The 21,234-nt window shown below is 60.4% G+C and carries 28 protein-coding genes; 15 read left to right on the forward strand and 13 right to left on the reverse strand.

All coding sequences use genetic code 11. The features are described 5' to 3' along the window. Nucleotides 1-46: 46 nt before the first annotated feature. The 10 genes from L1073_RS10825 to L1073_RS10870 form a co-directional block, all read right to left on the reverse strand. Nucleotides 47-316 (reverse strand): HPr family phosphocarrier protein, encoded by a 270-nt coding sequence (locus tag L1073_RS10825; protein ID WP_246899211.1) that lies wholly within the window; start codon nucleotides 314-316, stop codon nucleotides 47-49. Continuing rightward, nucleotides 303-1,199 (reverse strand): RNase adapter RapZ, encoded by an 897-nt coding sequence (gene rapZ, locus L1073_RS10830; protein WP_246899212.1) that lies wholly within the window; start codon nucleotides 1,197-1,199, stop codon nucleotides 303-305. The genes L1073_RS10825 and rapZ overlap by 14 nt, the downstream gene beginning before the upstream one ends. A 41-nt stretch (nucleotides 1,200-1,240) precedes the next feature. Further along, entirely contained in the window at nucleotides 1,241-1,717 is a 477-nt protein-coding gene (ptsN, locus tag L1073_RS10835) for a PTS IIA-like nitrogen regulatory protein PtsN (protein WP_246899214.1), read from the reverse strand. Nucleotides 1,718-1,723: 6 nt separating this feature from the next. Beyond that, complete coding sequence (gene hpf, locus L1073_RS10840) at nucleotides 1,724-2,032, reverse strand: ribosome hibernation-promoting factor, HPF/YfiA family (RefSeq protein ID WP_246899215.1); 309 nt, start codon at nucleotides 2,030-2,032, stop codon at nucleotides 1,724-1,726. Nucleotides 2,033-2,168: 136 nt separating this feature from the next. Next, nucleotides 2,169-3,596: an RNA polymerase factor sigma-54 gene (locus tag L1073_RS10845; RefSeq protein WP_246899216.1), complete on the reverse strand. Its 1,428-nt coding sequence runs from the start codon at nucleotides 3,594-3,596 to the stop codon at nucleotides 2,169-2,171. Nucleotides 3,597-3,720: 124 nt separating this feature from the next. Further along, nucleotides 3,721-4,446 (reverse strand): LPS export ABC transporter ATP-binding protein, encoded by a 726-nt coding sequence (lptB, locus tag L1073_RS10850; RefSeq protein WP_246899218.1) that lies wholly within the window; start codon nucleotides 4,444-4,446, stop codon nucleotides 3,721-3,723. A gap of 48 nt (nucleotides 4,447-4,494) precedes the next feature. Next, entirely contained in the window at nucleotides 4,495-5,025 is a 531-nt protein-coding gene (gene lptA / locus L1073_RS10855; RefSeq protein WP_246899219.1) for a lipopolysaccharide transport periplasmic protein LptA, read from the reverse strand. Beyond that, nucleotides 5,022-5,609: an LPS export ABC transporter periplasmic protein LptC gene (lptC, locus tag L1073_RS10860; protein ID WP_246899221.1), complete on the reverse strand. Its 588-nt coding sequence runs from the start codon at nucleotides 5,607-5,609 to the stop codon at nucleotides 5,022-5,024. The genes lptA and lptC overlap by 4 nt, the downstream gene beginning before the upstream one ends. A gap of 8 nt (nucleotides 5,610-5,617) precedes the next feature. Then, nucleotides 5,618-6,160: a KdsC family phosphatase gene (locus L1073_RS10865; protein WP_246899222.1), complete on the reverse strand. Its 543-nt coding sequence runs from the start codon at nucleotides 6,158-6,160 to the stop codon at nucleotides 5,618-5,620. A gap of 8 nt (nucleotides 6,161-6,168) precedes the next feature. Next, nucleotides 6,169-7,149: a KpsF/GutQ family sugar-phosphate isomerase gene (locus tag L1073_RS10870; protein ID WP_246899224.1), complete on the reverse strand. Its 981-nt coding sequence runs from the start codon at nucleotides 7,147-7,149 to the stop codon at nucleotides 6,169-6,171. A 144-nt stretch (nucleotides 7,150-7,293) separates the two neighbouring features. On the opposite strand from L1073_RS10870, the gene L1073_RS10875 reads away from it, so the two are divergent. The 9 genes from L1073_RS10875 to hisD all read left to right on the forward strand — a co-directional run bounded on the left by L1073_RS10875 (nucleotide 7,294) and on the right by hisD (nucleotide 14,150). After that, nucleotides 7,294-8,145: an ATP-binding cassette domain-containing protein gene (locus tag L1073_RS10875; RefSeq protein ID WP_281506066.1), complete on the forward strand. Its 852-nt coding sequence runs from the start codon at nucleotides 7,294-7,296 to the stop codon at nucleotides 8,143-8,145. Continuing rightward, the gene (gene mlaE / locus L1073_RS10880) at nucleotides 8,142-8,924 is read left to right on the forward strand and encodes a lipid asymmetry maintenance ABC transporter permease subunit MlaE (RefSeq protein WP_246899225.1); all 783 of its coding nucleotides are present in this window, start codon (nucleotides 8,142-8,144) and stop codon (nucleotides 8,922-8,924) included. Before L1073_RS10875 ends, mlaE begins: the two co-directional genes overlap by 4 nt. Continuing rightward, a complete protein-coding gene (gene mlaD, locus L1073_RS10885) occupies nucleotides 8,921-9,385 on the forward strand; it encodes an outer membrane lipid asymmetry maintenance protein MlaD (RefSeq protein ID WP_246899226.1) in 465 nt (154 codons plus the stop codon). Before mlaE ends, mlaD begins: the two co-directional genes overlap by 4 nt. 15 nt (nucleotides 9,386-9,400) lie before the next feature. Next, a complete protein-coding gene (locus L1073_RS10890) occupies nucleotides 9,401-10,066 on the forward strand; it encodes an MlaC/ttg2D family ABC transporter substrate-binding protein (protein WP_246899228.1) in 666 nt (221 codons plus the stop codon). After that, on the forward strand, nucleotides 10,063-10,416 hold the full coding sequence (locus tag L1073_RS10895) for an STAS domain-containing protein (protein WP_246899229.1): 354 nt from the start codon (nucleotides 10,063-10,065) through the stop codon (nucleotides 10,414-10,416). The genes L1073_RS10890 and L1073_RS10895 overlap by 4 nt, the downstream gene beginning before the upstream one ends. A gap of 149 nt (nucleotides 10,417-10,565) precedes the next feature. Continuing rightward, nucleotides 10,566-10,820, forward strand: coding sequence for a BolA family protein (locus L1073_RS10900; protein ID WP_246899231.1), 255 nt, complete (start codon nucleotides 10,566-10,568; stop codon nucleotides 10,818-10,820). 12 nt (nucleotides 10,821-10,832) lie between these two features. Further along, entirely contained in the window at nucleotides 10,833-12,095 is a 1,263-nt protein-coding gene (gene murA, locus L1073_RS10905) for a UDP-N-acetylglucosamine 1-carboxyvinyltransferase (protein ID WP_246899232.1), read from the forward strand. Nucleotides 12,096-12,162: 67 nt separating this feature from the next. After that, nucleotides 12,163-12,816 (forward strand): ATP phosphoribosyltransferase, encoded by a 654-nt coding sequence (hisG, locus tag L1073_RS10910; RefSeq protein ID WP_178997151.1) that lies wholly within the window; start codon nucleotides 12,163-12,165, stop codon nucleotides 12,814-12,816. Nucleotides 12,817-12,833: 17 nt separating this feature from the next. Further along, a complete protein-coding gene (hisD, locus tag L1073_RS10915; protein WP_246899233.1) occupies nucleotides 12,834-14,150 on the forward strand; it encodes a histidinol dehydrogenase in 1,317 nt (438 codons plus the stop codon). A gap of 72 nt (nucleotides 14,151-14,222) precedes the next feature. Here hisD and L1073_RS10920 read toward each other — a convergent pair whose 3' ends face one another. Next, nucleotides 14,223-15,440, reverse strand: a complete 1,218-nt coding sequence (locus L1073_RS10920; protein WP_246899235.1) for a Do family serine endopeptidase — start codon at nucleotides 15,438-15,440, stop codon at nucleotides 14,223-14,225. 102 nt (nucleotides 15,441-15,542) lie between these two features. On the opposite strand from L1073_RS10920, the gene L1073_RS10925 reads away from it, so the two are divergent. Then, a complete protein-coding gene (locus tag L1073_RS10925; protein WP_246899236.1) occupies nucleotides 15,543-16,301 on the forward strand; it encodes a Nif3-like dinuclear metal center hexameric protein in 759 nt (252 codons plus the stop codon). 122 nt (nucleotides 16,302-16,423) lie between these two features. Here the strand turns inward: L1073_RS10925 and L1073_RS10930 are convergent, their stop codons facing one another. Further along, entirely contained in the window at nucleotides 16,424-16,879 is a 456-nt protein-coding gene (locus L1073_RS10930; RefSeq protein ID WP_246899237.1) for a Z-ring associated ZapG family protein, read from the reverse strand. A gap of 198 nt (nucleotides 16,880-17,077) precedes the next feature. Between L1073_RS10930 and zapE the strand changes: the two genes are divergently transcribed. The 5 genes from zapE (at nucleotide 17,078) to L1073_RS10955 (ending at nucleotide 20,632) form a co-directional block, all read left to right on the forward strand. After that, the gene (gene zapE / locus L1073_RS10935; protein WP_246899239.1) at nucleotides 17,078-18,241 is read left to right on the forward strand and encodes a cell division protein ZapE; all 1,164 of its coding nucleotides are present in this window, start codon (nucleotides 17,078-17,080) and stop codon (nucleotides 18,239-18,241) included. Between the two features lie 171 nt (nucleotides 18,242-18,412). Next, nucleotides 18,413-18,841, forward strand: a complete 429-nt coding sequence (gene rplM, locus L1073_RS10940; protein ID WP_246899241.1) for a 50S ribosomal protein L13 — start codon at nucleotides 18,413-18,415, stop codon at nucleotides 18,839-18,841. Nucleotides 18,842-18,854: 13 nt separating this feature from the next. After that, complete coding sequence (gene rpsI / locus L1073_RS10945) at nucleotides 18,855-19,244, forward strand: 30S ribosomal protein S9 (protein ID WP_133696846.1); 390 nt, start codon at nucleotides 18,855-18,857, stop codon at nucleotides 19,242-19,244. A 210-nt stretch (nucleotides 19,245-19,454) separates the two neighbouring features. Further along, nucleotides 19,455-20,081, forward strand: coding sequence for a stringent starvation protein SspA (gene sspA / locus L1073_RS10950; RefSeq protein WP_246899242.1), 627 nt, complete (start codon nucleotides 19,455-19,457; stop codon nucleotides 20,079-20,081). A gap of 65 nt (nucleotides 20,082-20,146) precedes the next feature. Beyond that, nucleotides 20,147-20,632 carry a ClpXP protease specificity-enhancing factor gene (locus L1073_RS10955; protein ID WP_246899244.1) on the forward strand — a complete coding sequence of 162 codons (486 nt, stop codon included), beginning with the start codon at nucleotides 20,147-20,149 and terminating at the stop codon, nucleotides 20,630-20,632. Between the two features lie 30 nt (nucleotides 20,633-20,662). Here the strand turns inward: L1073_RS10955 and L1073_RS10960 are convergent, their stop codons facing one another. After that, nucleotides 20,663-21,229, reverse strand: a complete 567-nt coding sequence (locus L1073_RS10960; RefSeq protein ID WP_246899245.1) for a BON domain-containing protein — start codon at nucleotides 21,227-21,229, stop codon at nucleotides 20,663-20,665. Between the last annotated feature and the right edge of the window lie 5 nt (nucleotides 21,230-21,234).

Below are 21,234 nucleotides of genomic sequence, written 5' to 3' on the forward strand. Positions count from 1 at the left end.
CGTTATTCTAACATCGCTTCGGGCAGGAGCGAACGCTGTTCGCTAATCAGGCATCTTCCTCGAAGCGTGACTCGAACAAGGCGGTGAGGGCCTCGAGTACCTCATCGGCGTCGTCGCCTTCGGCTTGAATGTCGAGTTCGGTGCCGCAGGGAGCCGCTAGCATGAGCAGTGACATGATGTTGGTGGCATCCGCTTCACGCTGGCCATGGAAGACACAGACGCGTGCTGCGTATAGCTGACAGCATTGCACGAGCTTGGTCGCGGCGCGTGCATGGAGACCGCGCTGATTGATGAGTTGCAGCCTACGACGCGGCATCGCCAGTCTCCGGCAATGACGCTTGTACGCCTAGTTCGCGATGGCGTAGGCGTACGCCACTCATCTGCGTCGCAAAATGCCGAGCTAGCCCTTCGATCAGGTATACCGAGCGGTGCTGGCCGCCAGTGCAGCCTATCGCCACGGTCAGGTAGCTACGATTGCTGGCGAGATAGGCGGGCAGCCAGCGTTCCAGCCAGTGACGTATATCGTCGGCCATGGCTTGCACATCGGGGTAAGCTTCGAGAAACGCGACGATCTGTGAATCGCGACCGTCGAAACCACGCAGCTGGGGGTCCCAGTAAGGATTGGGCAGGCAGCGGGCATCGAACACCATGTCGGCATCCAGAGGGACGCCGTGTTTGTAACCGAACGACTCGAACGTCAACGTCAGGTGGCGACCACTGTGGCGTGCCACCTGCTCGGCGATGCGGCCACGCAGCTCATGCACCGACAGGTTGGAGGTGTCGATGACCAAATCGGCGATATCACGAATCGACGAAAGATAGGTTTGTTCCTGCTCGATGGCCTCTGCGAGTGTCATTTCACTGGTCCGCGTCAGCGGGTGACGACGGCGCGTTGCCGAGTAGCGTTCCAGCAGTATGCGCGAGTCGGCAGTCAAATAGACGACCTGGCATTGAATGCCTCGCGCGCGGATCTCTTCGAGCAGCACCGGAAAGCGTCGCAGGGCGTCGGGAAGATTGCGCGCGTCGATACTGACCGCGATATGCGTGCGTGAAGGCGGGCCTTCACGCAGCTCATCGATCAAGGGTGCCATGAGACTGGCCGGCAGGTTGTCGATCGCGTAGTAGCCGAGGTCCTCGAGTGCCTGCAGGGCAATCGATTTGCCGGAGCCGGAACGGCCGCTGATGATCACGAGCTGCATGGGCGCCCCTTGTGTTGCGTGCGTATCGGTTTACGCGAGTGTCAGTTTGCGCTTGTATCGTACTGGCGGATGGCCTCGATCAGAGTATCGTAGAGCTGCCGCTGAGTCTGTGCCTGGCGCAGCTTGGTGCGGGTAGCGCTATCGTTCATGATGGCGGCAACCTGGGAAAGCAATGACAGATGGGCATCGTCGGCTTTTTCTGGCACCAGCAGGACGAAGATCAGATCGACGGGGTCGCCGTCGATCGCATCGAAATCGATGGGTTCCTGCAGGCGTAGAAAGCCGGCAATCGGCTCCTTGCAGTGCGGATTGCGCGCATGCGGGATGGCGACACCATTGCCGATACCGGTGCTGCCCAACCGCTCGCGGCCGATGAGACGTCCAAAGACTTCCTGGCTATCGAGGCTTGGCGTGTTCTGGGCGATGAAGGTGCTGAAAAATTCCAGCACGCGCTTCTTGCTCCCCCCGGCAACGCCGAAGAGTGCGCGCTCGGGGGGTAGGATGCTTTCCAGTATCATGGCGAATTAACGGGCACCGGCGCCCTGAGCGCGTGCCTGCACCTTTTCCTTGTGTTTGACGAGCTGACGGTCGAGTTTGTCAGTCAGGGCGTCGATGGCGGCGTACATGTCGTTACATTGTGTATCGGCGTGCAGATCCGCGCCTGCGGCATGAAGCGTGCATGCAGCCAGATGACGTTCCTTCTCGATGGATAACGTGACCTGGACGGTGGTGATGTTGTCATAGTGGCGTTCCAGACGCGCGAGCTTTTCATTGACGTAGTCGCGTAGAGCATCGGTCAATTCGATGTGATGACCGGTGATATTGGCTTGCATGGCACGCTCCTATTCCATCGGTTGGCACTTCGATTGTAACCCTTTTTAGAGCGCTGCATAGCCCTAGACAAACGCTGGATAACGAAGGCCGCGGCGAGTCTACGCAGCGTGGCCGATACGTGCAAACCGCTCGCGTTCAGGCGAGTCTCTTGCGCTCGCTGGAGGAGGGGATTCCCATCGCTTCGCGGTACTTGGCGACGGTGCGTCGTGCGACCTGAATGCCATCCTGAGCCAGCAGGTCGACGAGCTTGCTGTCGGAGAGAGGCTTGCGTGGCGGCTCGTCGCCGATCAATTTCTTCAAGCGGGCACGAATCGCCGTGCTGGAATGGGCATCGGTTTCGCCTTGCCCGCCGACGTGGCTGGAGAAGAAATACTTGAGCTCGAAGACGCCGCGTGGTGTATGGATGAATTTCTGCGTGGTCACGCGGGAAATGGTCGATTCGTGCATCTCTACCGCGCCGGCGATATCGGCCAGGATCAGCGGTTTCATGGCTTCCTCACCGCGTTCGAGGAAATCGAGCTGACGGGCCATGATCTCCTGGCCCACGCGCAGCAAGGTGTCGTTACGGCTCGAAAGGCTCTTGAGCAGCCATTTGGCCTCTTGCAGGTGCTGCTTGAGGAAGGTGTTGTCGTCGCTCTTGTCGGCACGTTTGATGAGTGCGGCATAATCCGGCTGGATGCGCACGCGGGGCAGGGCCTCGGGGTTGAGCTCGATGCGCCAATCCTGTCGAATGCGCCGTGCGATGAGGTCGGGGATGACATAATCGTTGCTGCTGTCCTCGAAGGCGAGGCCGGGGCGCGGGTCGAGCGATCGAATGAGGCCAATGACGTGATCGAGTTCTTCCTCGTCGAGGCGCAGACGGCGCTTGAGCAACTTGCGGTCATTGCCGGCGAGCGCTTCGAGGAACTGGCGTACCAGACGCTTGGCTTGAGTCAACAGCGGCATGTCGTCGGGGAGGGCGCCGAGTTGCAGCAACAGACACTCGCGTAGATCGCGGGCGCTGACCCCGGTGGGGTCGAATTGCTGTACACGCATCATGACGTGTTCGACATCGCCTACCTTGAGTCCGGAAAGCCCTTGGCCGCGCAAACCGTCGACGATCTCGTCGAGAGGCAGGGTGAGGTAACCGTCGGCACCCACGGCATCGATCAGGCTTTCGGCAATATCATGTTCGCGCGGAGTCATGTCTGCCATGGCGAGTTGCCAGGTCAGATGGTCATGAAGGCTGGTATGCGTGGTATTGCGCTCTATATCGGGCCCTTCCTCGCTGCCACCGCCCGTCGGTGAGGGGCCTGTATCCTGGTAGGTATCGCCCCATTCGCTATCCAGCGGCAGGTTCTCGGGGATGTCGCTCGTCCAATCGTCTTCCTGCTGCGTCTCGCTGATCTCGCGTTCCTCGAAGTCCTCCTCGAGCTCCAGCATGGGATTGGAGTCCAGCGCTTGCTGGATCTCCTGGCGCAAATCCAGCGTTGAAAGCTGCAAGAGCTGAATGGCTTGCTGCAACTGGGGTGTCATCGTCAGCTGTGTGCCGACGCGAAGCTGCAAGGTAGGTTTCATGGACATGGAAAGTCGGTCATCGCTTCCTGAAACGGTGCCCGTACGTTATCTCGCGATGACGCGACTTGCAAGAATGGAAGCAACAATCATGCCATTTATATGAGCATGCGCCGGTTCCAGTAGCTTGCGTCTAAAGTCGGAACTCATGGCCGAGGTAGACATCACGTACTTTCTGGTTGGCTAGAATGGCTTCGGCATGCCCTTCGGCGATGATCTGACCGTCGCCGACGATATAGGCGTTGTCACAGATATCCAGGGTTTCGCGTACGTTGTGGTCGGTGATCAAGACACCGATATCGCGGTCGCGCAACTGGCGGATGATGCCCTTGATCTCGCCGACGGAGATCGGGTCGACCCCGGCGAAGGGTTCGTCGAGCAGGATGAAAGCGGGCTCGGTGGCCAAGGCACGGGCGATCTCGACGCGACGACGTTCGCCCCCGGACAGGCTCATCCCGGGGTTGTCGCGGATGTGGGTGACATGAAACTCCTCCAGGAGGCGTTCGAGTCGCGCCTTGCGTGCGGCCTTGTCGAGATCGTCGCGCGTCTCGAGGATAGCCATGATGTTGTCGGCGACCGAGAGCTTGCGAAATATCGACGCTTCCTGAGGAAGATAGCCGATGCCGGCACGGGCGCGTTCGTGCATAGCGGCATTCGACAGGTTGCGCTCGTCGATATGCACGCTGCCGGCATCGGCGCCCACCAGCCCGACGATCATGTAGAACGAGGTGGTCTTGCCGGCGCCGTTGGGGCCGAGCAGGCCGACGATGCTGCCCTGACGTATGGTCAGGCTGATGTCATGCACCACGCGGCGGCCCTTGTAGCTCTTGGCGAGGTTGGCGGCACTCAGGGTCTTCATGGGCGTCGTGTCCTAGCTAACAGAGATGAGTGATCACGAGACACGTCACTACTCGCTATCACGGGGCGTCAGCGTCATGCGAACGCGCTGGTCGCCGTCCTCGTCGCCGCCATCGTCGGAGCGAGCCTGCACCTGGCGGCGGTCGAGGAAGTATTCGACGTAGGCGCCGTTGAACGTATCCCGGGCCTGGTGCAACTCGGCATTGTCGATGAGTTCCACGCGACGTTCGGCGGCATGGTAGATCACCGTGTCGCCCCAGCCTTTGGCTATCGGTTCGTCCGATGCTGGCTTCTGTTCGAGGTAGGCGCGTTCGCCTCCGCCGCCATGGGCAGTGACTTTGGAGACTTCACCCTGCGCGTCGCGTTCGATTTCCACGCGGGCGGCGGTCAGTTGCATGCTGCCTTGTTGCATATCGACATCGCCGGTGTAGACCGCAGTCCCGGCGTTGTCGTCGAGATCCAACTGGTCGGCGGCGATCTCGATAGGCTGACTGGCATCGCTTTCCAGCGCTAACGCCGTGTGACTGGCGAGTCCTAGCACGGCGCATGCCAGTGCCGTCGTCAATGGTCGTGTCATCATGATTCGTCCTCGGCAAGCTGTGGGTGGTGGCCTCGCACATCACCGCTCAGACGCGCTTGATCGGTGTCGATCCAGGCATCGAAACGATTGCCGCGCACGCGCTGCTCATGCTGCCGCAACACGGCCTCGGTGTCACTCCAGGCGTGGCCATCGCTGGATTGGTAGTACAGCACGTCGGTGTCGAGGCGCCAGCCCTGCTCGGGTTGTACGAGCTGGGCGTTGCCGGTCAGGGTGAGCAGATCGCGTTGCGGCCCCAGGCTTCCCTTGTCGCCGGAGATGTCCCACTTGCGTCCTGCCTCGTCGCGTACCTGGGCCTGCGGTGAGGCGGCACGAATGACATCGTCGACGGGGGTATGCACGAGGCGCGGCGATTCAAGCGTTTGATGGGCAATGCCTTGCGCATTGAAGCGCGTCATGGTGGCGCCTTCGAGGTAATAATCGGGCTCGCCCGCGTCATCGCTGGGGACCGGGCCCGGGGAAGAAGAGTCGCGCTGTTCGACGATGGCCAAGCCGATGCCGAGGGCGATGATTATTAGCAGTAGCCCCAGTCGCGCCCATTTGCGAGAAGATAGAAAAGTCGGCATGACGCGCTTCATCCTTGGCCCTCGAGATAGGGCGCGAGACAGGTATCCCAGCGTCCCTGGCAGTTCAGCAAGGCATCGCAGATCTCACGCACCGCGCCTTGGCCGCCCGGGCGTGTGGGAATCCAGTCGGCGTACTCGCGGACATAATCCGGCGCATTGTTCACGCTCAGCCCGAGCCCGGCGGCGCGAATCGCGGCCAGGTCCGGCAAGTCGTCGCCACAATAGGCGACAGCCTCCAGCGACAGCTCGAGTTGTGTGCACAGCGCGTTGAGTGCCACGAGTTTATCCTCGCGACCTTGTACGATGTGAACGATGCCAAGTGCTTCGGCACGTCGGCTGACCATGGGCGACTCACGCCCGGTGATCAACGCCACGGCGATGCCGTTTTGCTGCAGCAGTTTGATGCCGAGACCGTCGAGGATATTGAAGCTCTTGGTTTCCTGACCATCGCTTTGAAAGTGCAGCGTGCCGTCGGTGAGCACGCCGTCCACGTCCAATGCCAGGAGGCGGACGCGGCGTGCCTTGTCGCGCCAATCGTCGGGATATGTCATGGGGCTCCTCAAATGACGCCGCTGACCAATAGATCGTGCATGTGCAGCGCGCCGATCGGTCGTCCGTCGTCGTCGACCACGGCGAGTGCCGTGATGCGGTTGTCTTCCATGATCTTGACGGCCTCGGCGGCGAGTAGTTCCGGCCGAATCGTCTTGCCACCGTGGGTCATGACGTCATCGACGCGCAGGCGGCGTAGGTCGTCGTGTCGGTCGAGCGTACGCCGCAGGTCGCCATCAGTATAAATGCCGGCTAGATAGCCTGCGTCATCGATCACGCAGGTAAAGCCCAGGCCTTGGCGAGTAATTTCCAGCAGGGCGTCGCGTAGCGGGCTGCCTAGCGTGACACATGGCAGGCGCTCGCCGTGATGCATGAGATCCTCGACCTTGAGCAGCAGGCGGCGTCCCAGGCTGCCGCCGGGATGCGACAAGGCGAAGTCCTCGGCGGTGAAGCCGCGTGCCTCGAGCAGGGCTACCGCCAGGGCGTCGCCCATGGCCAGCGCGGCGGTCGTCGAGGTGGTTGGCGCAAGGTCGAGTGGACAAGCCTCGCGGGCTACGGCGGTGTCCAGGTGGGCTTCGGCGTGACGCGAGAGGGTCGAGCCGGGGCGCCCGGTCATGCTGACCAGGGGAGCGCCCATGCGCTTGAGAAGTGGCAATAGCGCCGTGACTTCTGCCGTCTCGCCCGAGTTGGAGAGGGCCAGCACGACGTCACGGGATGTGATCATGCCCATGTCGCCGTGGCTGGCCTCGCCGGGATGGACGAAGAAGGCCGGCGTACCGGTGCTGGCCAGCGTCGCCGCGATCTTGCGGGCGATATGCCCGGACTTGCCCATGCCGGTGACGACGACGCGCCCCTCGCAGGCTAGCAGTAGTTGGCAAGCATGATCGAAGGCCTCGTCGAGGCGCTCGATCAAGGCGACGATGGCGTGTGATTCGAGTGTCAGCGTGCGTCGCGCGCTGGCTCGGTAATCGTAATCGGTAACAGTGTTCATGGTGGTGATTGTTGCCCTTCGCGGCCTTGGGCTCAAGCATCGCTGACTCCGGCGGAGTGTCGAGCGAATCGGGGCGCTCATTAAACGCATTCGCCGAGACGGTTGCAAGGCGAGGCTGGCGGTGATCGCTAGAGTTAGGATACGATGTTCGATAATTATCGAGACGTGGATGAGCGTTACGTGACTGACACGACCCTGGTCGACGTCGAAGGGTTGCATTTCTCGCTGGGCGAGAATGACATCTTTCGTGGTGTCGATCTGCGTATTCCCAAAGGCAAGATTACCGCGGTCATGGGCCCCAGTGGCACGGGCAAGACGACGTTGCTCAAGTTGATCGGCGGCCAGTTGGTGCCGGATGCCGGGCGTATATGCATCGATGGACAGGATGTGCATCGCCTGCCGCGTCGTGCATTGTTCCGCTTGCGGCGGCGTATGGGCATGCTGTTCCAGAGTGGCGCACTGTTTTCGGATCTGAGCGTGTTCGAGAACGTGGCCTTTCCATTGCGCGTGCATACTGACCTGCCGGAAGCGATGGTGCGCGATATCGTGCTGATGAAGCTTCAGGCGGTGGGCCTGCGCGGGGCGCGCAACTTGTCGCCGGCGGAGCTGTCCGGCGGTATGGCCAGGCGCGTGGCGCTGGCGCGTGCGGTGGCACTCGATCCTGAATTGGTGCTCTACGACGAGCCTTTCGTCGGCCAGGACCCGATTTCAATGGGCGTGCTGGTACAGCTGATCAAGACAGTCAATCAAGCCCTGGGGCTAACGGCGGTCATCGTCTCGCACGATATCAAGGAGACGCTGTCCATCGCCGATTACGTGTATATCATCGCCGACGGCCAGGTCATGGCTCATGGCACGCCGCAAACGTTGGACGTCAATAGCGACGCACGCGTCAAGCAGTTCGTGCATGGCGAGCCCGATGGCCCGGTGCCGTTTCATTACCCGGCGCCGGATTTTTATCGCGATATTCTGGCGACCAGGGGAGAGCGTACATGATCGGCTATATCGCCTCGCTTGGACGGGGCACGCTTGAGGCGCTGAGTGCCTTGGGTCGGGCGGCGATGTTTCTGGCCCAGTCGGCGGTGGGCATTCCTTCTCGTGAAGGGTGGCACCTGTGGCTGCGTCAGATGCATTTCATCGGTGTCATGTCGTTGGCGATCGTGCTGGTGTCGGGACTCTTCATCGGCATGGTGCTGGGTCTGCAAGGCTACACCATTCTGGTCGATTTCGGCGCGGAGGATGCGCTGGGGCAGATGGTGGCGTTGTCGCTGCTGCGTGAACTTGCGCCGGTGGTGGCGGCGTTGCTGTTCGCGGGGCGTGCCGGTTCGGCGCTGACGGCCGAGATCGGGCTCATGAAAGCGACCGAGCAGTTGACCAGCATGGAAATGATCGGGGTCGACCCATTGCGGCGCATCGTGGCGCCACGCCTCTGGGCGGGGTTTATTTCGATGCCATTGCTGACCGTGGGCTTCAGCGTGGTGGGTATCTGGGGTGGATACCTGGTCGGCGTGCAGTGGCTGGGCGTGTTCGATGGCTCCTACTGGAGCAATATGCAAAGCAATGTCGCGTTCGTCGACGATATTCTCAACGGCATGCTCAAGAGTGTGGTGTTCGGCCTCGTGGTTACATGGATTGCGGTGTTTCAGGGGTATGACCTGACCCCGACGTCGGAAGGCATCTCGCGGGCGACGACCCGCACGGTGGTCTATTCCTCCCTGGCGGTGCTCGGATTGGATTTCGTGCTGACCGCGCTGATGTTTGGAGAACTTGGATGAAGCGCAGCAAGATGATGGAGTTCGGCGTGGGATTGTTCGTCCTGGCCGGGATTCTGGGCATGGTGTTTCTTGGCTTGCGAGTCAGTGGCATCACTCTTGGGGTACCGCAGGACACATTCACGCTGCAGGCCAATTTCGCCAACATCGGCGGACTCAAGTCGGGTTCCAGGGTGGCCATGGCGGGTGTGACCGTCGGGCGCGTCAGCGACGTCGAGCTCGATACCGAGTGGCTCGATGCCCGCGTGACCATGGAGCTCGACGAGGATCTCGAGGGCAAGATCTCACGGGATAGTACGGCGTCGATCCTCACCTCAGGGTTATTGGGTGAGCAATATGTCGGTCTGAGCGTGGGGGGCGACCCCGAGATGCTCGCAGAAGGCGATACCATCCGCGATACACAGCAGGCGCTGGTGCTGGAGCAGTTGATTCAGCAGTTCGTGTCGAACATGACCAACGATTGAGCCAAGGAGGTTCCCATGACATCAAGGCAATTCACTCCCCGGCGTTTCAGTCTTTGCGCACTACTGCTGTCGGTTCTGTGGTGTGTGACATTGACGGCGCAGGCCCAGCAAGCGCCCCAGCAGCTGATCGAAGACAACGTGGAAGCGTTGATGCAGGAGTTGGACGGGCGCAAGGACTATTACGTCGAGCATGAAGGCGAGCTTGAGTCGCTGGTCGACGATAGCCTCGATGACGTGGCTGATTTTCGCTATATCGGTGCCAGCGTGATGGGGCGCTATTTCAGCAATGCTTCGCCGGAGCAACGCTCGCGCTTCGTCGATACATTCCGCAAGACGCTGATCGAGACGTATGCCAAAGGGCTGGTGACGTTCGATTACCAGGATATTCGGGTACTCGAAGATGATAGCGATGGTCGCTACGACGATCAGGCCAGCGTCGATATGGAAGTAGTGTCCACCAATGGCGATGTCTATCCTGTGGTGTATACCTTGCATCAGCGTGACGGTGAGTGGCGCGTGATCAATGTCATCGTCAATGGCATCAATCTGGGGCTGACGTTCCGCAACCAGTTCGATCAGGCCATGCGCGACAACAATCGCGATTACGATGCGGTCATCGATGGCTGGGCGCCGGACGTCGCCACCGATGAGCTCGAAGAAGGCGGTGACGACGACCAATGAATGTCTTGCTCGAGCGTGACGATGCCCGCCTCGAAGTGCGCGACGAGCGTATTCTGAAAGTCGACGGCGAGGCGGACTTCGATAGCGCCGCCTCGCTGGCGGCCAAGGGTCGGGAGTGGTTGCAACGCTTGCCGCGCGATGCCGAGGTCGAGTTCGATCTGACCGGCGTGAGCTGTGCCAGCAGCGCAGTGCTCAGTGTCCTGCTCGAGTGGCTGCGTTGCGCGCAGTCGCACGACGTTCATATCGTGCACGTGGCTCTGTCGCATCCCTTGGCGCGGTTGACAGCCATGGCGGAATTGGACCCTTTGCTGCCCATTGACGAGGCGCGAGTGGCTGCACAAATGTCATGATAGCGCGGGTATCGTCTCCTGGGTTCTGCTTGCAAGCGGGCGTCGCCAACGGCGCCCGTTTTCTTTATCATGCCTGTTCGAAACCCCGACTCATTGGCGCACCCGTGCGTATCACGCGCGCTGTGCCGTAGAACAGGAGCCAACGCCTAATGCAACCCAGCGACGTCAAGGCCCTACTCGAATCGCGTATCGACGATTGCCAGTTTCATATTCAAGGTGAAGGCTGCAATTTCCAGGTGGTTGCCGTCGGCAACGTTTTTGAGGGGCTATCGCCGGTCAAGCGTCAGCAGCTGATTTATTCGGCGCTGTCAGATGAAATCGCCAGTGGCGCCCTGCATGCCATCAGTATCAAGACCTACACCCCGTCTCAGTGGGAGACAGCCCCTGACAATGCGGGTGTCTAAGTACGGAATTTCATGGACAAATTGATCATTACCGGTAATGGGCCGCTCGACGGGGAAGTGTGGGCGAGCGGAGCCAAGAATTCCGCCTTGCCGATTCTGGCGGCGACTCTATTGGCTGATGAGCCAGTGACCATCGGCAATCTGCCGCATTTGCAGGATATCACTACCACGCTGGAGCTACTGGGACGCATGGGCGTCGAGCCAGTGATGGGCGACAAGATGAGTATCCAGCTCGATGGCTCTCAAGTGACGCATTGCCATGCGCCCTACGAGCTGGTCAAGAAGATGCGTGCGTCGATTCTCGTGCTCGGTCCCTTGCTGGCCCACTTCGGCACGGCCGATGTGTCCTTGCCGGGCGGCTGCGCGATCGGCTCGCGTCCCGTCGATCTGCATTTGCGTGGTCTCGAGGCCATGGGCGCCGAGATCGATGTCGATGGCGGCTATGTGAAGGCGCGCTGCGCTGGGCGCCTCAAGGGCGCCACGATCTTCTTCGACACCGTGACCGTGACCGGCACCGAGAACCTGCTGATGGCCGCTACCTTGGCCGAGGGGACAACGGTACTCGAGAACGCTGCGCGCGAACCGGAAGTGGTGGATCTCGCCGAATGCCTGATCGCGATGGGCGCTCGGATTCGTGGCCACGGCACGGATACCATCGTGATCGAGGGCGTGTCGCGTCTACACGGATGCCATTACGATGTCATGCCGGACCGCATCGAAACCGGCACCTTCCTGGTGGCGGCTGCAGTGACCAGTGGCCGCGTCCGGGTACGTAACACGCGTGCCGATACCCTGGAGGCCGTACTCGCCAAGCTTGATGAAGCCGGAGCACGCGTCGAAGCGGGCGATGGTTGGCTGGAGCTCGACATGCGTGGGCGGCGTCCACGGGCTGTCAATTTGCGCACCGCGCCTTACCCCGCGTTTCCCACCGACATGCAGGCGCAGTTCGTCGCGCTCAACTGTGTCGCCGAAGGCTCGGGGACCGTCGTCGAGACGATCTTCGAGAATCGCTTCATGCATGTGCAGGAACTCAACCGCATGGGCGCGCGGATCGCACTGGAGGGTAACGCGGCGATGATCACGGGCGTCGAGCATCTCTCCGGCGCACCGGTGATGGCCACCGACTTGCGGGCGTCGGCGAGCCTGGTCATCGCGGCCATGATGGCGGAAGGCGAAACTCAGGTGGACCGCATCTATCATATCGACCGCGGCTACGAATGCATCGAGGAGAAGCTGCAATTGCTCGGTGCCAAGATTCGTCGCGTGCCCGGTTGATCGGTGGCTTCATTCTCCCGCTTCGCCACGACGGCGGAGCGCCAAGTTCAATAGATGTGTCAACATCATGTCAAAGCAACTGATTCTGGCCCTGTCCAAAGGGCGCATACTGGAAGAAACGCTCCCGCTGTTGGCCGATGCGGGCATCGAGCCGGCGGAAGACTTCGGCAAGAGCCGCAAGTTGCTGTTCGATACCAATCTTCCCGATGTCAAATTGGTCGTGATCCGCGCTGTCGATGTGCCGACGTATGTGCAACTGGGTGCCGCCGATGTCGGCGTGGCGGGCAAGGATACCTTGCTCGAACACGGGGCCGAAGGGCTGTATGAGCCTCTGGATCTGGAGATATCGCGCTGCAAGTTGATGACGGCCGGCGTGGTGGGAGCGCAGCCGACCCATGCGCGGCGGCGGGTGGCCACCAAGTTCGTCAATGTGGCGCGCCGTTACTATGCCCGACAGGGCATTCAGGCCGAGGTGATCAAGCTCTACGGTGCCATGGAGTTGGCGCCGCTGATGAATCTGGCCGACGAGATCGTCGATATCGTCGATACCGGTAATACCTTGCGTGCCAACGGCATGGAGCCGCGCGAGTTGATCGACGAGGTCAGCTCGCGGCTAGTGGTCAACAAAGCTTCGATGACTATGAAACATGACCGCCTCAAGCCGCTGATCGAGCGCCTGGGGCGCGCGGTCGAGTCGCGGCGCGGTGAGACGCAGGCGTAAGAACACGAGAGGGCGAGATGACTGACAATGCCGTGAAGGTGGCGCGTCTGAGCACCACACAAGACGATTTCGATACACGCCTGTCAGCGTTGCTGGCGTGGGAAGGCGTCTCCGACAAGCAGGTGGTCGAACGCGTCGAGGAGATCATCGATGCCGTGCGTTCGCAGGGCGACGCAGCGGTGGTCGAGTACACCAATCGCCTGGATCGTATGCAGGCGCGTGACATGAGTGAATTGACGCTGGGCGCGGAGCGGTTGCGCGAAGCCTACGACGGCTTGCCGGAAGCGCAGCGCGAGGCATTGGCACACGCCGCCGAGCGCATTCGCCTCTATCATCAGCGTCAGAGGCCTGAGTCCTGGCAGTACACCGAGGCCGATGGCAGCGTGCTGGGGCAGAAGGTCACCCCGCTGGATCGCGCCGGTATCTATGTGCCGGGCGGCAAGGCCGCGTATCCGTCCTCGGTGTTGATGAATGCCATTCCCGCGCATGTTGCCGGTGTGCGCGAAATCGTCATGGTGGTGCCCACTCCGGACGGGGTGCTCAATGAGCTCGTGCTGGCGGCTGCGCATCTCGCGGGTGTCGATTACGTCTTTACCGTGGGAGGCGCCCAGGCCGTGGCGGCGCTGGCGTATGGTACTCAGAGTATTCCTCGTGTGGACAAGGTCGTCGGGCCGGGCAATATCTATGTGGCCACGGCCAAGCGTGCGGTGTTCGGTCAGGTGGGGATCGACATGATTGCCGGGCCTTCCGAAATTCTGGTCGTGACCGATGGCGAGACGGATCCTGAATGGTTGGCCATGGATCTGTTCTCGCAGGCCGAGCACGACGAGGATGCTCAGGCGATTCTCGTAGGCTGGGATCCAGCTCACCTCGATGCGGTCCAGGCTGCTATCGAACGTTTGCTGCCTACCATGGAACGTGAGGCGATCATCCGCGAGTCGCTGGCGTCACGCGGGGCCTTGATCGAGTGCCGCGATCGCGACGAAGCCTTGACGATCATCAATCGCATTGCGCCCGAGCACCTGGAGCTGTCGGTCGCTGACCCTGAGGGGATGGCAGAAGGCGTGCGTCACGCGGGGGCTATCTTCATGGGGCGCTATACGGCGGAAGCGCTGGGCGATTACTGTGCCGGGCCCAATCACGTGTTGCCGACTTCGGGTACCGCGCGTTTCTCCTCGCCCCTGGGCGTTTACGATTTCCAGAAACGCTCGTCGCTGATCCATTGCTCGCCGGAGGGCGCGGCCACCCTCGGACGTACCGCCTCGGTACTGGCGCGCGGTGAGTCGCTGACGGCGCATGCACGTTCGGCGGAGAACCGTCTAGGCGATAGCTGACGACGATTGACGCTCTCTGGCCAGCTTTATCATGCCCTCATCGGTGCGCCGGTGGGGGCATGCTGCTTTGGGTTACTGCGCTTCCGAGGCTTCGGGGCGTTCGCCGGCCGTCAGGGTGATTTCGCGTTTCTCACTATCACGCACGATGGTGAGGGGAAGTTGTGTGCCGGGAGATATCTCAGCGATATCGGCCATGGCTTCGCGGGCATCGATGATCGGCTCGTCATCGATGGACATGAGTACGTCACCCGGTTGCAGGTCAGCCTTGTCGCCTGGGCCGTCCGGCACGACGCTGGCGATGACTACACCCGTCAGGGTCTTGAGGCCGAATGACGACGCCAGATCGGGCGTCATCGCCTGCACATCGATGCCCAGCCAGCCACGGATGACGCGGCCATGGGCGACGATTTGATCGAGCACCTGGTGCGCCAGGTTGGCGGGGATGGCGAAGCCGATGCCTTGTGAGCCTCCCGAGCGCGAAAAGATCGCGGTATTGATCCCCACCAGTGCGCCCTCGGCATTGACCAGTGCCCCGCCAGAGTTGCCGGGGTTGATGGCGGCATCGGTCTGGATGAAGTCTTCGTAAGCGTTCAAGCCGAGATGGTTGCGCCCCGTGGCACTGATGATGCCCATGGTAACGGTTTGTCCGACCCCAAAGGGATTGCCGATGGCAAGGCTGACATCGCCGATGGCGACTTGTTCGGAGTCACTGAGCTGGATGACGGGAAGGTCATCACTGGGAATCTTGAGCACCGCCAGGTCGCTCTCGGGATCGGTGCCTACGACCTTGGCAAGTGTCTCGCGGCCGTCGCGCAGGGCGACCTGGATCTCATCGGCATCGTTTATGACATGATTGTTGGTGAGCACGTACCCTTCGGTGCTGACGATGACGCCCGAGCCCAGGCTAGAGAGCATGCGCTGACGTTGCGGCATGTCCTTGCCGAAAAATTGTTGGAAAAACGGGTCGGACATCAGTGGGTGTTCGCTGCGCTCGACCATGCGTGATGAGTAGATGTTGACGACGGCGGGAGCCGCCTTGTTCACGGCACTGGCATAGCTCGCGGGACCTTGGGATCTGTCTAGGGGCGCGGCCTCGATGACTTCCGGCGCGCGTTCGGCGGTATCGGTGCGTTCGGCGATGGCGCGCACGGCGCTGGTATCGGGCACGGGCGTGGCGGCATCGTCGGTGGTGCGCTGGCCCAGCAGCTGGGGGAAAGCATTGAGCAGCACGATAGCGAGCAGAATGCCACTGATGATGGGCCAGACGAGCGACATCAGTGAGCGACGCATGTACGGTTCCTTGTCGGCGAGCGGGCAGTCGCTGCCCTGTGGGGCAGCCGTTACAATGGTGCCGAGTGTAACATTGCATCCCTAAGCTGTCTGGAGTCGCCCATGAGTGCTCGACAAGAATTGATCGCCGCGATTGAGTCCGAATTGCAATCCGGCGACTTCAAGGACTACACCCTCAATGGCCTGCAAGTGGAAGGGCGAGAGGCGGTGACGCGCGTTATGAGCGGCGTCACCGCCAATCAGGCGTTGCTAGACGAAGCCGTGGCCTGGAAGGCGGATCTGGTGCTCGTCCATCACGGTTATTTCTGGAAGAACGAACCGGTAGCGGTCACGGGGATGAAGCGCCGCCGCCTGGCGACGTTGATGACGCATGATATCAATTTGTTGGCGTATCACCTGCCACTGGATGCGCATGCGACGCTGGGCAATAACGTGCAACTCGCCAAGCGGCTCGATCTCACGCCGTCAGGTTGCCTCGATGGCGAACTCGGGCGGGGGCTCTTGTGGTATGGGGAGATGTCATCGCCGATGGATCACGCCGTATTCGCGGCGCATATCGAGCAACGATTGGAGCGTCAGCCCTTGGTCGTTGCGGGCCATGCTCGGCCGATAGAGCGTGTCGCGTGGTGCACGGGTGGCGCTCAGGATATGCTGCCGCTGGCGGCCGAAGCGGGTGTCGATGCATTCATCTCGGGAGAAATTTCCGAGCGCACCACGCATATGGCGCGTGAGATGGGCGTGACCTATGTGGCGGCCGGTCATCACGCCACCGAGCGTGATGGCGTCAGAGCATTGGGGGATTGGCTGGCATCACGTTTCGATATCACGCATCGTTTCGTGGATATCGACAATCCCGCTTGAGCGCGTCCTGAACAAGAAAACGCCGAGTAGAAAGCGCCGGGCGTGGAAACGCGGCCGGCGCACTGCATTGTGTCGATCATGAGAGGTATCCGGCATGCATGGATGCCCGGCAGCGTCTGATATTAGTAGCGTGGCGGCGTCTCTGTCTCGGTGGCGCGCTGTTTACTTGGCTCGAGGCCATAGTTTTCCGAGAGTGTACCCTTGGTACCTTCAGCATAATCGCGTGGCATCTGGGGTGGGTCGGTGTCTTCTTCTTGCGCCTCCCCCTCCTGGCGCGGATGCAAGCGACGCTTGAGCTGCAGGTCGTCGACGAGGCGATCTGCACCTTGAGATAGCTGCTGCTCAAGCTCATGGCTCTGACGCTGAATGCCGGTGACCAGCTCGGAAGCCTTGGCGAAATGGTCGTTCAGTGCATCCTTGACTTGACTGAGTTCCAATTCCGCCTCGGCGAGCCGTTGGCGAACCTTCTGATTGCGGGCCACGTTGGCGTTCAGCAGATGGTAGCCGAGGGCACCGATGCCGATGCCTGCCAGAAAGCACGCGATGGCCAGGATCCAGTCGATGTTGCTCTCGTTCACAATGCTCTCCTTGATCATCACGGGGCGCGCAGTGTGCGATGGCACACCAAGCCAAGTCATTATATCGGTGTTCTGGCGCAGCGGGTCAAACCCAAAAGTGCGGCATGCCGTGCATGTCGATGCAAGTGTCGTGATGACGCGTATAATGATAGCTTTCATTATTCAGCCGAGGTGTGTTTCGCTCCCATGAGTGTCCCCATGTCACCGTCCGTGGACGCACGTACGCCCCTGGAAAAGTACCGCCAGGACTTGCAGCGCGACGACTTTCAGTACGATCCCGATCAGGAAGAGGCCGTCAAGCATTTACAGCGGCTTTATGACGAGTTGGTCAATGCGCCGCGCCAAGCGTCGAGCGCACCATCGGCAAGTGACGATGGCCTCAAGTCCAAGGTCGCCAAACTCTTCGGCAAAAAGTCCGAGCCTTCTCCCTTCGAGGCGCCGCCGGCGGTTCTGGGGCTATATTTCTGGGGAGGCGTAGGGCGTGGCAAGACGTACTTGGTGGACACGTTCTATGAGACCTTGCCGTTCGCCGACAAGATGCGCACGCATTTCCACCGCTTCATGCAGCGTGTGCACAATGAGCTGACGCATTACAAGGGAGAGAAAAATCCGCTGACGCTGATTGCGGCCAAGTTTGCCGCCGAAGCCAGGGTGATCTGCCTCGATGAGTTCTTCGTCAAGGACATCACCGACGCGATGATTCTTGCCAATCTGCTCGAGGCATTGTTTGCCCAAGGGGTGGTATTGGTCACGACCTCCAATATCGTGCCCGACGACCTCTACAAGGACGGCTTGCAACGTGCGCGTTTCATTCCGGCTATCGACTTGCTCAAGCGTCACTGTGAAGTGGTCAATGTCGATTCGGGGATCGATTACCGTTTGCGGGCGCTGGAGCAGGTTAATATCTTCTATCATCCTTGGGGCGAAGCCGCCGACGGTGCGTTGGAAAAGAGTTTTAGCGCGATTGCGGGTGCCGACGGCGAGAAAGATGCCGAGATCGATGTCAATCACCGTATTCTGCAGCCTCGGCGGCTGTATGAAGATGTCGTATGGTTCGAGTTCAAGACGCTGTGCGATGGCCCGCGGAGCCAGAACGACTACATCGAGTTGTCCCGCGAGTTTCATACCGTCCTTGTCTCCAACGTGCCCCAGATGAGCGGGGCGACGGAAGACCTGGCGCGGCGATTCATCAATCTAGTCGATGAGTTCTACGATCGCGGCGTCAAGCTGCTGCTTTCCGCCGAGGTTGCCATTGAGTCGCTTTACACTCATGGCCAGTTGGAATTCGAATTCGAACGGACGCTGTCGCGCTTGCAGGAAATGCAGTCCAAGGAATATCTGGCACTGCCACACAAGCCGTGATGACTGCCGTGAAGCGCGAAATTGCACTTTATGGCCGGGGGGACGTGGTGTACAATGCGCGCTCGCTCTAACGTTGTCCGCCTTGCGAGACGTGGCAACCAAGAAAAATAGGGATTGGCTGATCACGCCCTTATACGCGTGACGTCCACACAAGCAATTGGTGATTCACCCATGAAGACGTTCAGTGCTAAGCCACAGTCCGTCACACGCGACTGGTATGTCGTCGATGCGACTGACAAGACGCTCGGCCGCCTGGCCACCGAAATCGCTCGCCGCTTGCGCGGCAAGCACAAGCCGGAATATACCCCGCACGTCGATACCGGCGATTACATCGTCGTCGTCAACGCCGAAAAAGTGCGTGTGACCGGCAACAAGGCGCAAGACAAGAACTATTACCGTCATACCGGTTATCCGGGCGGTCTACGTTCTATGTCCTTCGAGAAATTGATCGATCACGCGCCCGAGCGCGTCATCGAAACCGCGGTCAAGGGCATGCTGCCGAAGGGGCCATTGGGCCGCGCCATGTACTCCAAGCTCAAGGTGTATGCCGGTGCCGAGCACCCGCATGCCGCGCAGCAGCCGCTTGAACTGAACCTCTAAGGGATTCTTCGCCATGACACAGCAGTATTACGGTACCGGGCGCCGCAAGACTTCAACGGCTCGGGTGTTTTTGAAGCCGGGCACCGGCAAGATCGCCGTCAACAACCGTGAGTTGCACGACTATTTCGGTCGTGTCACCGGCGAGATGGTGGTTCGTCAGCCGTTCGAGTTGACTGAAACCACTGGTCAGTTCGATGTCTATGTCACCGTGAGCGGTGGCGGTGGCTCTGCGCAGGCGGGTGCGATTCGTCACGGCATTACACGTGCCTTGCTCGCCTACAACGAAGACTTTCGTCGTCCGCTGCGTGATGCGGGCTACGTGACGCGTGATGCCCGTCAGGTCGAGCGTAAGAAGATCGGTCTGCGCAAGGCGCGTCGGCGTCCGCAGTTCTCCAAGCGTTAAGACGCGGCGCTTCGCACCCATCGGTGCGCGCTACGCAAAGGCCCGGACCTGTCGTCCGGGCCTTTTTGCGTGACGCGCTCGATAGGGCGCTTGTATAGGGGCAGGACCTTATCTACCCTCCCGGCACGCTCAATGAGTGGCGGTGGGTGGCATTCGTGCTCCCTATTAACGTGTTATCATCTGGGTTCGAACTGAAGCGAGGAATGTTTCATGGGTGTAGTGGCCAAGCGGTCGTCGATGACCTTTTATTCTGGCAGCGATGATCATTATAGCCATCGCGTGCGTATCGTGTTGGCGGAAAAGGGAGTGGCCGTCGATGTCATCGAGGTCAATGATGACAATCGCCCTGAAGAGCTTGCCGATCTCAACCCGTACAACAGCGTGCCGACCTTGTTGGATCGTGATCTGGTGCTCTACGAGTCCAAGGTCATGATGGAGTACCTGGACGAACGTTTTCCGCATCCGCCGCTACTGCCGGTCTATCCTGTGGCGCGTGCGCAGAGCCGTTTGTGGATGCATCGCATCGAACGCGAGTGGTGCCCGTTGGTCGAAACGATTCAGCACGGCAGTAAGAAAGAAGCCGAAAAGGCGCGCAAGGAATTGCGTGAAAGCATCACGGGTATTTCGCCGATCTTTGAGGACATGCCGTTTTTCATGACCGATGAGTTTTCGCTGGTGGATTGCTGCATTGCACCGATTCTCTGGCGGCTGCCGTCACTGGGTGTCGAGCTTCCGGAAAAGCAGGTCAAGCCGCTGATGAGCTACATGGAGCGCCTCTTCAGTCGTGATGCCTTCAAGGCTTCCCTGCTGGAGACAGAGAAGGAAATGCGCACTTAGCGTTGCCATGCATGCGCGTGTAGCGCTGAGGAACCGTCGCCGCGAACCGAAAGAGGAAGTCATCTATGCTTTCCAGTCGCCCTTACTTGGCCCGTGCACTCTATGAGTGGTTGCTGGACAACGAACATACGCCGTATATCGTTGTCGATGCCGAACGTGAAGGTGTGAACGTACCCCGGCAGTATGTGCAAAACGGACAAATCGTCCTCAATATTGCGCCTTCCGCCGTGCGTGATTTGTATATCGAGAATGCCGCCGTGACCTTCGGGGCGCGTTTTTCCGGCCAGCCGATGCAGGTCATCGTGCCCATGGACGCATTGATCGCGCTTTATGCGCGTGAGAATGGGGTCGGTATGGTCTTTGGTCATGAGCCGGTCATGCCGGAAGCCGAGGCGAGCGAAAGTGATGACGCCCAGGCGCAGGACGATATCGAGCGTCCCTCGCTGGAAAGTGTCGAGGCGCATGACGATGAAGAAGCTGGTGAAGCCGAGGACAAGAATGAGGACGCCCCGCGTACCAAAGGGCGTCCATCACTGCGTGTCGTGAAGTGAAGAAGCAGGGTCTTCGACCCTGCCAGGCGCTCAATCGAGATATTCGAAGACTTTGACGATCCGTTGAATGCCACCCACCTGTGAAGCGATATTGGTCACGACGTCCGCTTCCTGGCGGGTCACCATGCCCATCAGATAAACCGTGCTGTTTTCGGTGATTACCCGAATGCGGCTGCCATCGATACGCTCGTCGGTCGCGAGGCTCGCCTTGATCCGTCCGGTGATCCAGGTGTCCGTCATGCGCTGGCCGATGGGGGAGTTGGCGGCGACTTCCAGCTCGTTGTGAACGCGACGCACCTGTCGAGCCTGCTCGGCCACGTTGCCGGCTTTTTTCTTGAGCTCGTCGCTCGCTACCTGACCGCTCAGCAGCACCATGCCGTTGTAACTGTCGATGTTGATATGCGCGTCGCGAAAGCGTGCGTCGGTGCTGGCAAGATTGTCGGAAATCTTGTCCTGGATGCTGTCGTCTTCCACCTTCATGCCGGGGGTGCGCTTGCCGTAGTTTTCACCGCCCTGGTTATCATTGGAAGGGGAGGCGCAGCCTGCTAGTGCTAGCGCGATGCCAAGAAGGAGCGGGAGGATAGCCTGTCGTGTCATGATGA

The sequence above is a fragment of the Chromohalobacter nigrandesensis genome (genome assembly GCF_023061285.1).
Lineage (GTDB): Bacteria > Pseudomonadota > Gammaproteobacteria > Pseudomonadales > Halomonadaceae > Chromohalobacter > Chromohalobacter nigrandesensis.

What these genes read in the sequence shown, in the direction of transcription:
- L1073_RS10825 (WP_246899211.1), bottom strand. Translation starts at nt 316, where the DNA reads ATGCCGCGTCGTAGGCTGCAACTCATCAATCAGCGCGGTCTCCATGCA.
- rapZ (WP_246899212.1), bottom strand. Translation starts at nt 1,199, where the DNA reads ATGCAGCTCGTGATCATCAGCGGCCGTTCCGGCTCCGGCAAATCGATT.
- ptsN (WP_246899214.1), bottom strand. Translation starts at nt 1,717, where the DNA reads ATGATACTGGAAAGCATCCTACCCCCCGAGCGCGCACTCTTCGGCGTT.
- hpf (WP_246899215.1), bottom strand. Translation starts at nt 2,032, where the DNA reads ATGCAAGCCAATATCACCGGTCATCACATCGAATTGACCGATGCTCTA.
- L1073_RS10845 (WP_246899216.1), bottom strand. Translation starts at nt 3,596, where the DNA reads ATGTCCATGAAACCTACCTTGCAGCTTCGCGTCGGCACACAGCTGACG.
- lptB (WP_246899218.1), bottom strand. Translation starts at nt 4,446, where the DNA reads ATGAAGACCCTGAGTGCCGCCAACCTCGCCAAGAGCTACAAGGGCCGC.
- lptA (WP_246899219.1), bottom strand. Translation starts at nt 5,025, where the DNA reads ATGATGACACGACCATTGACGACGGCACTGGCATGCGCCGTGCTAGGA.
- lptC (WP_246899221.1), bottom strand. Translation starts at nt 5,609, where the DNA reads ATGCCGACTTTTCTATCTTCTCGCAAATGGGCGCGACTGGGGCTACTG.
- L1073_RS10865 (WP_246899222.1), bottom strand. Translation starts at nt 6,160, where the DNA reads ATGACATATCCCGACGATTGGCGCGACAAGGCACGCCGCGTCCGCCTC.
- L1073_RS10870 (WP_246899224.1), bottom strand. Translation starts at nt 7,149, where the DNA reads ATGAACACTGTTACCGATTACGATTACCGAGCCAGCGCGCGACGCACG.
- L1073_RS10875 (WP_281506066.1), top strand. Translation starts at nt 7,294, where the DNA reads ATGTTCGATAATTATCGAGACGTGGATGAGCGTTACGTGACTGACACG.
- mlaE (WP_246899225.1), top strand. Translation starts at nt 8,142, where the DNA reads ATGATCGGCTATATCGCCTCGCTTGGACGGGGCACGCTTGAGGCGCTG.
- mlaD (WP_246899226.1), top strand. Translation starts at nt 8,921, where the DNA reads ATGAAGCGCAGCAAGATGATGGAGTTCGGCGTGGGATTGTTCGTCCTG.
- L1073_RS10890 (WP_246899228.1), top strand. Translation starts at nt 9,401, where the DNA reads ATGACATCAAGGCAATTCACTCCCCGGCGTTTCAGTCTTTGCGCACTA.
- L1073_RS10895 (WP_246899229.1), top strand. Translation starts at nt 10,063, where the DNA reads ATGAATGTCTTGCTCGAGCGTGACGATGCCCGCCTCGAAGTGCGCGAC.
- L1073_RS10900 (WP_246899231.1), top strand. Translation starts at nt 10,566, where the DNA reads ATGCAACCCAGCGACGTCAAGGCCCTACTCGAATCGCGTATCGACGAT.
- murA (WP_246899232.1), top strand. Translation starts at nt 10,833, where the DNA reads ATGGACAAATTGATCATTACCGGTAATGGGCCGCTCGACGGGGAAGTG.
- hisG (WP_178997151.1), top strand. Translation starts at nt 12,163, where the DNA reads ATGTCAAAGCAACTGATTCTGGCCCTGTCCAAAGGGCGCATACTGGAA.
- hisD (WP_246899233.1), top strand. Translation starts at nt 12,834, where the DNA reads ATGACTGACAATGCCGTGAAGGTGGCGCGTCTGAGCACCACACAAGAC.
- L1073_RS10920 (WP_246899235.1), bottom strand. Translation starts at nt 15,440, where the DNA reads ATGCGTCGCTCACTGATGTCGCTCGTCTGGCCCATCATCAGTGGCATT.
- L1073_RS10925 (WP_246899236.1), top strand. Translation starts at nt 15,543, where the DNA reads ATGAGTGCTCGACAAGAATTGATCGCCGCGATTGAGTCCGAATTGCAA.
- zapE (WP_246899239.1), top strand. Translation starts at nt 17,078, where the DNA reads ATGTCACCGTCCGTGGACGCACGTACGCCCCTGGAAAAGTACCGCCAG.
- rplM (WP_246899241.1), top strand. Translation starts at nt 18,413, where the DNA reads ATGAAGACGTTCAGTGCTAAGCCACAGTCCGTCACACGCGACTGGTAT.
- rpsI (WP_133696846.1), top strand. Translation starts at nt 18,855, where the DNA reads ATGACACAGCAGTATTACGGTACCGGGCGCCGCAAGACTTCAACGGCT.
- sspA (WP_246899242.1), top strand. Translation starts at nt 19,455, where the DNA reads ATGGGTGTAGTGGCCAAGCGGTCGTCGATGACCTTTTATTCTGGCAGC.
- L1073_RS10955 (WP_246899244.1), top strand. Translation starts at nt 20,147, where the DNA reads ATGCTTTCCAGTCGCCCTTACTTGGCCCGTGCACTCTATGAGTGGTTG.
- L1073_RS10960 (WP_246899245.1), bottom strand. Translation starts at nt 21,229, where the DNA reads ATGACACGACAGGCTATCCTCCCGCTCCTTCTTGGCATCGCGCTAGCA.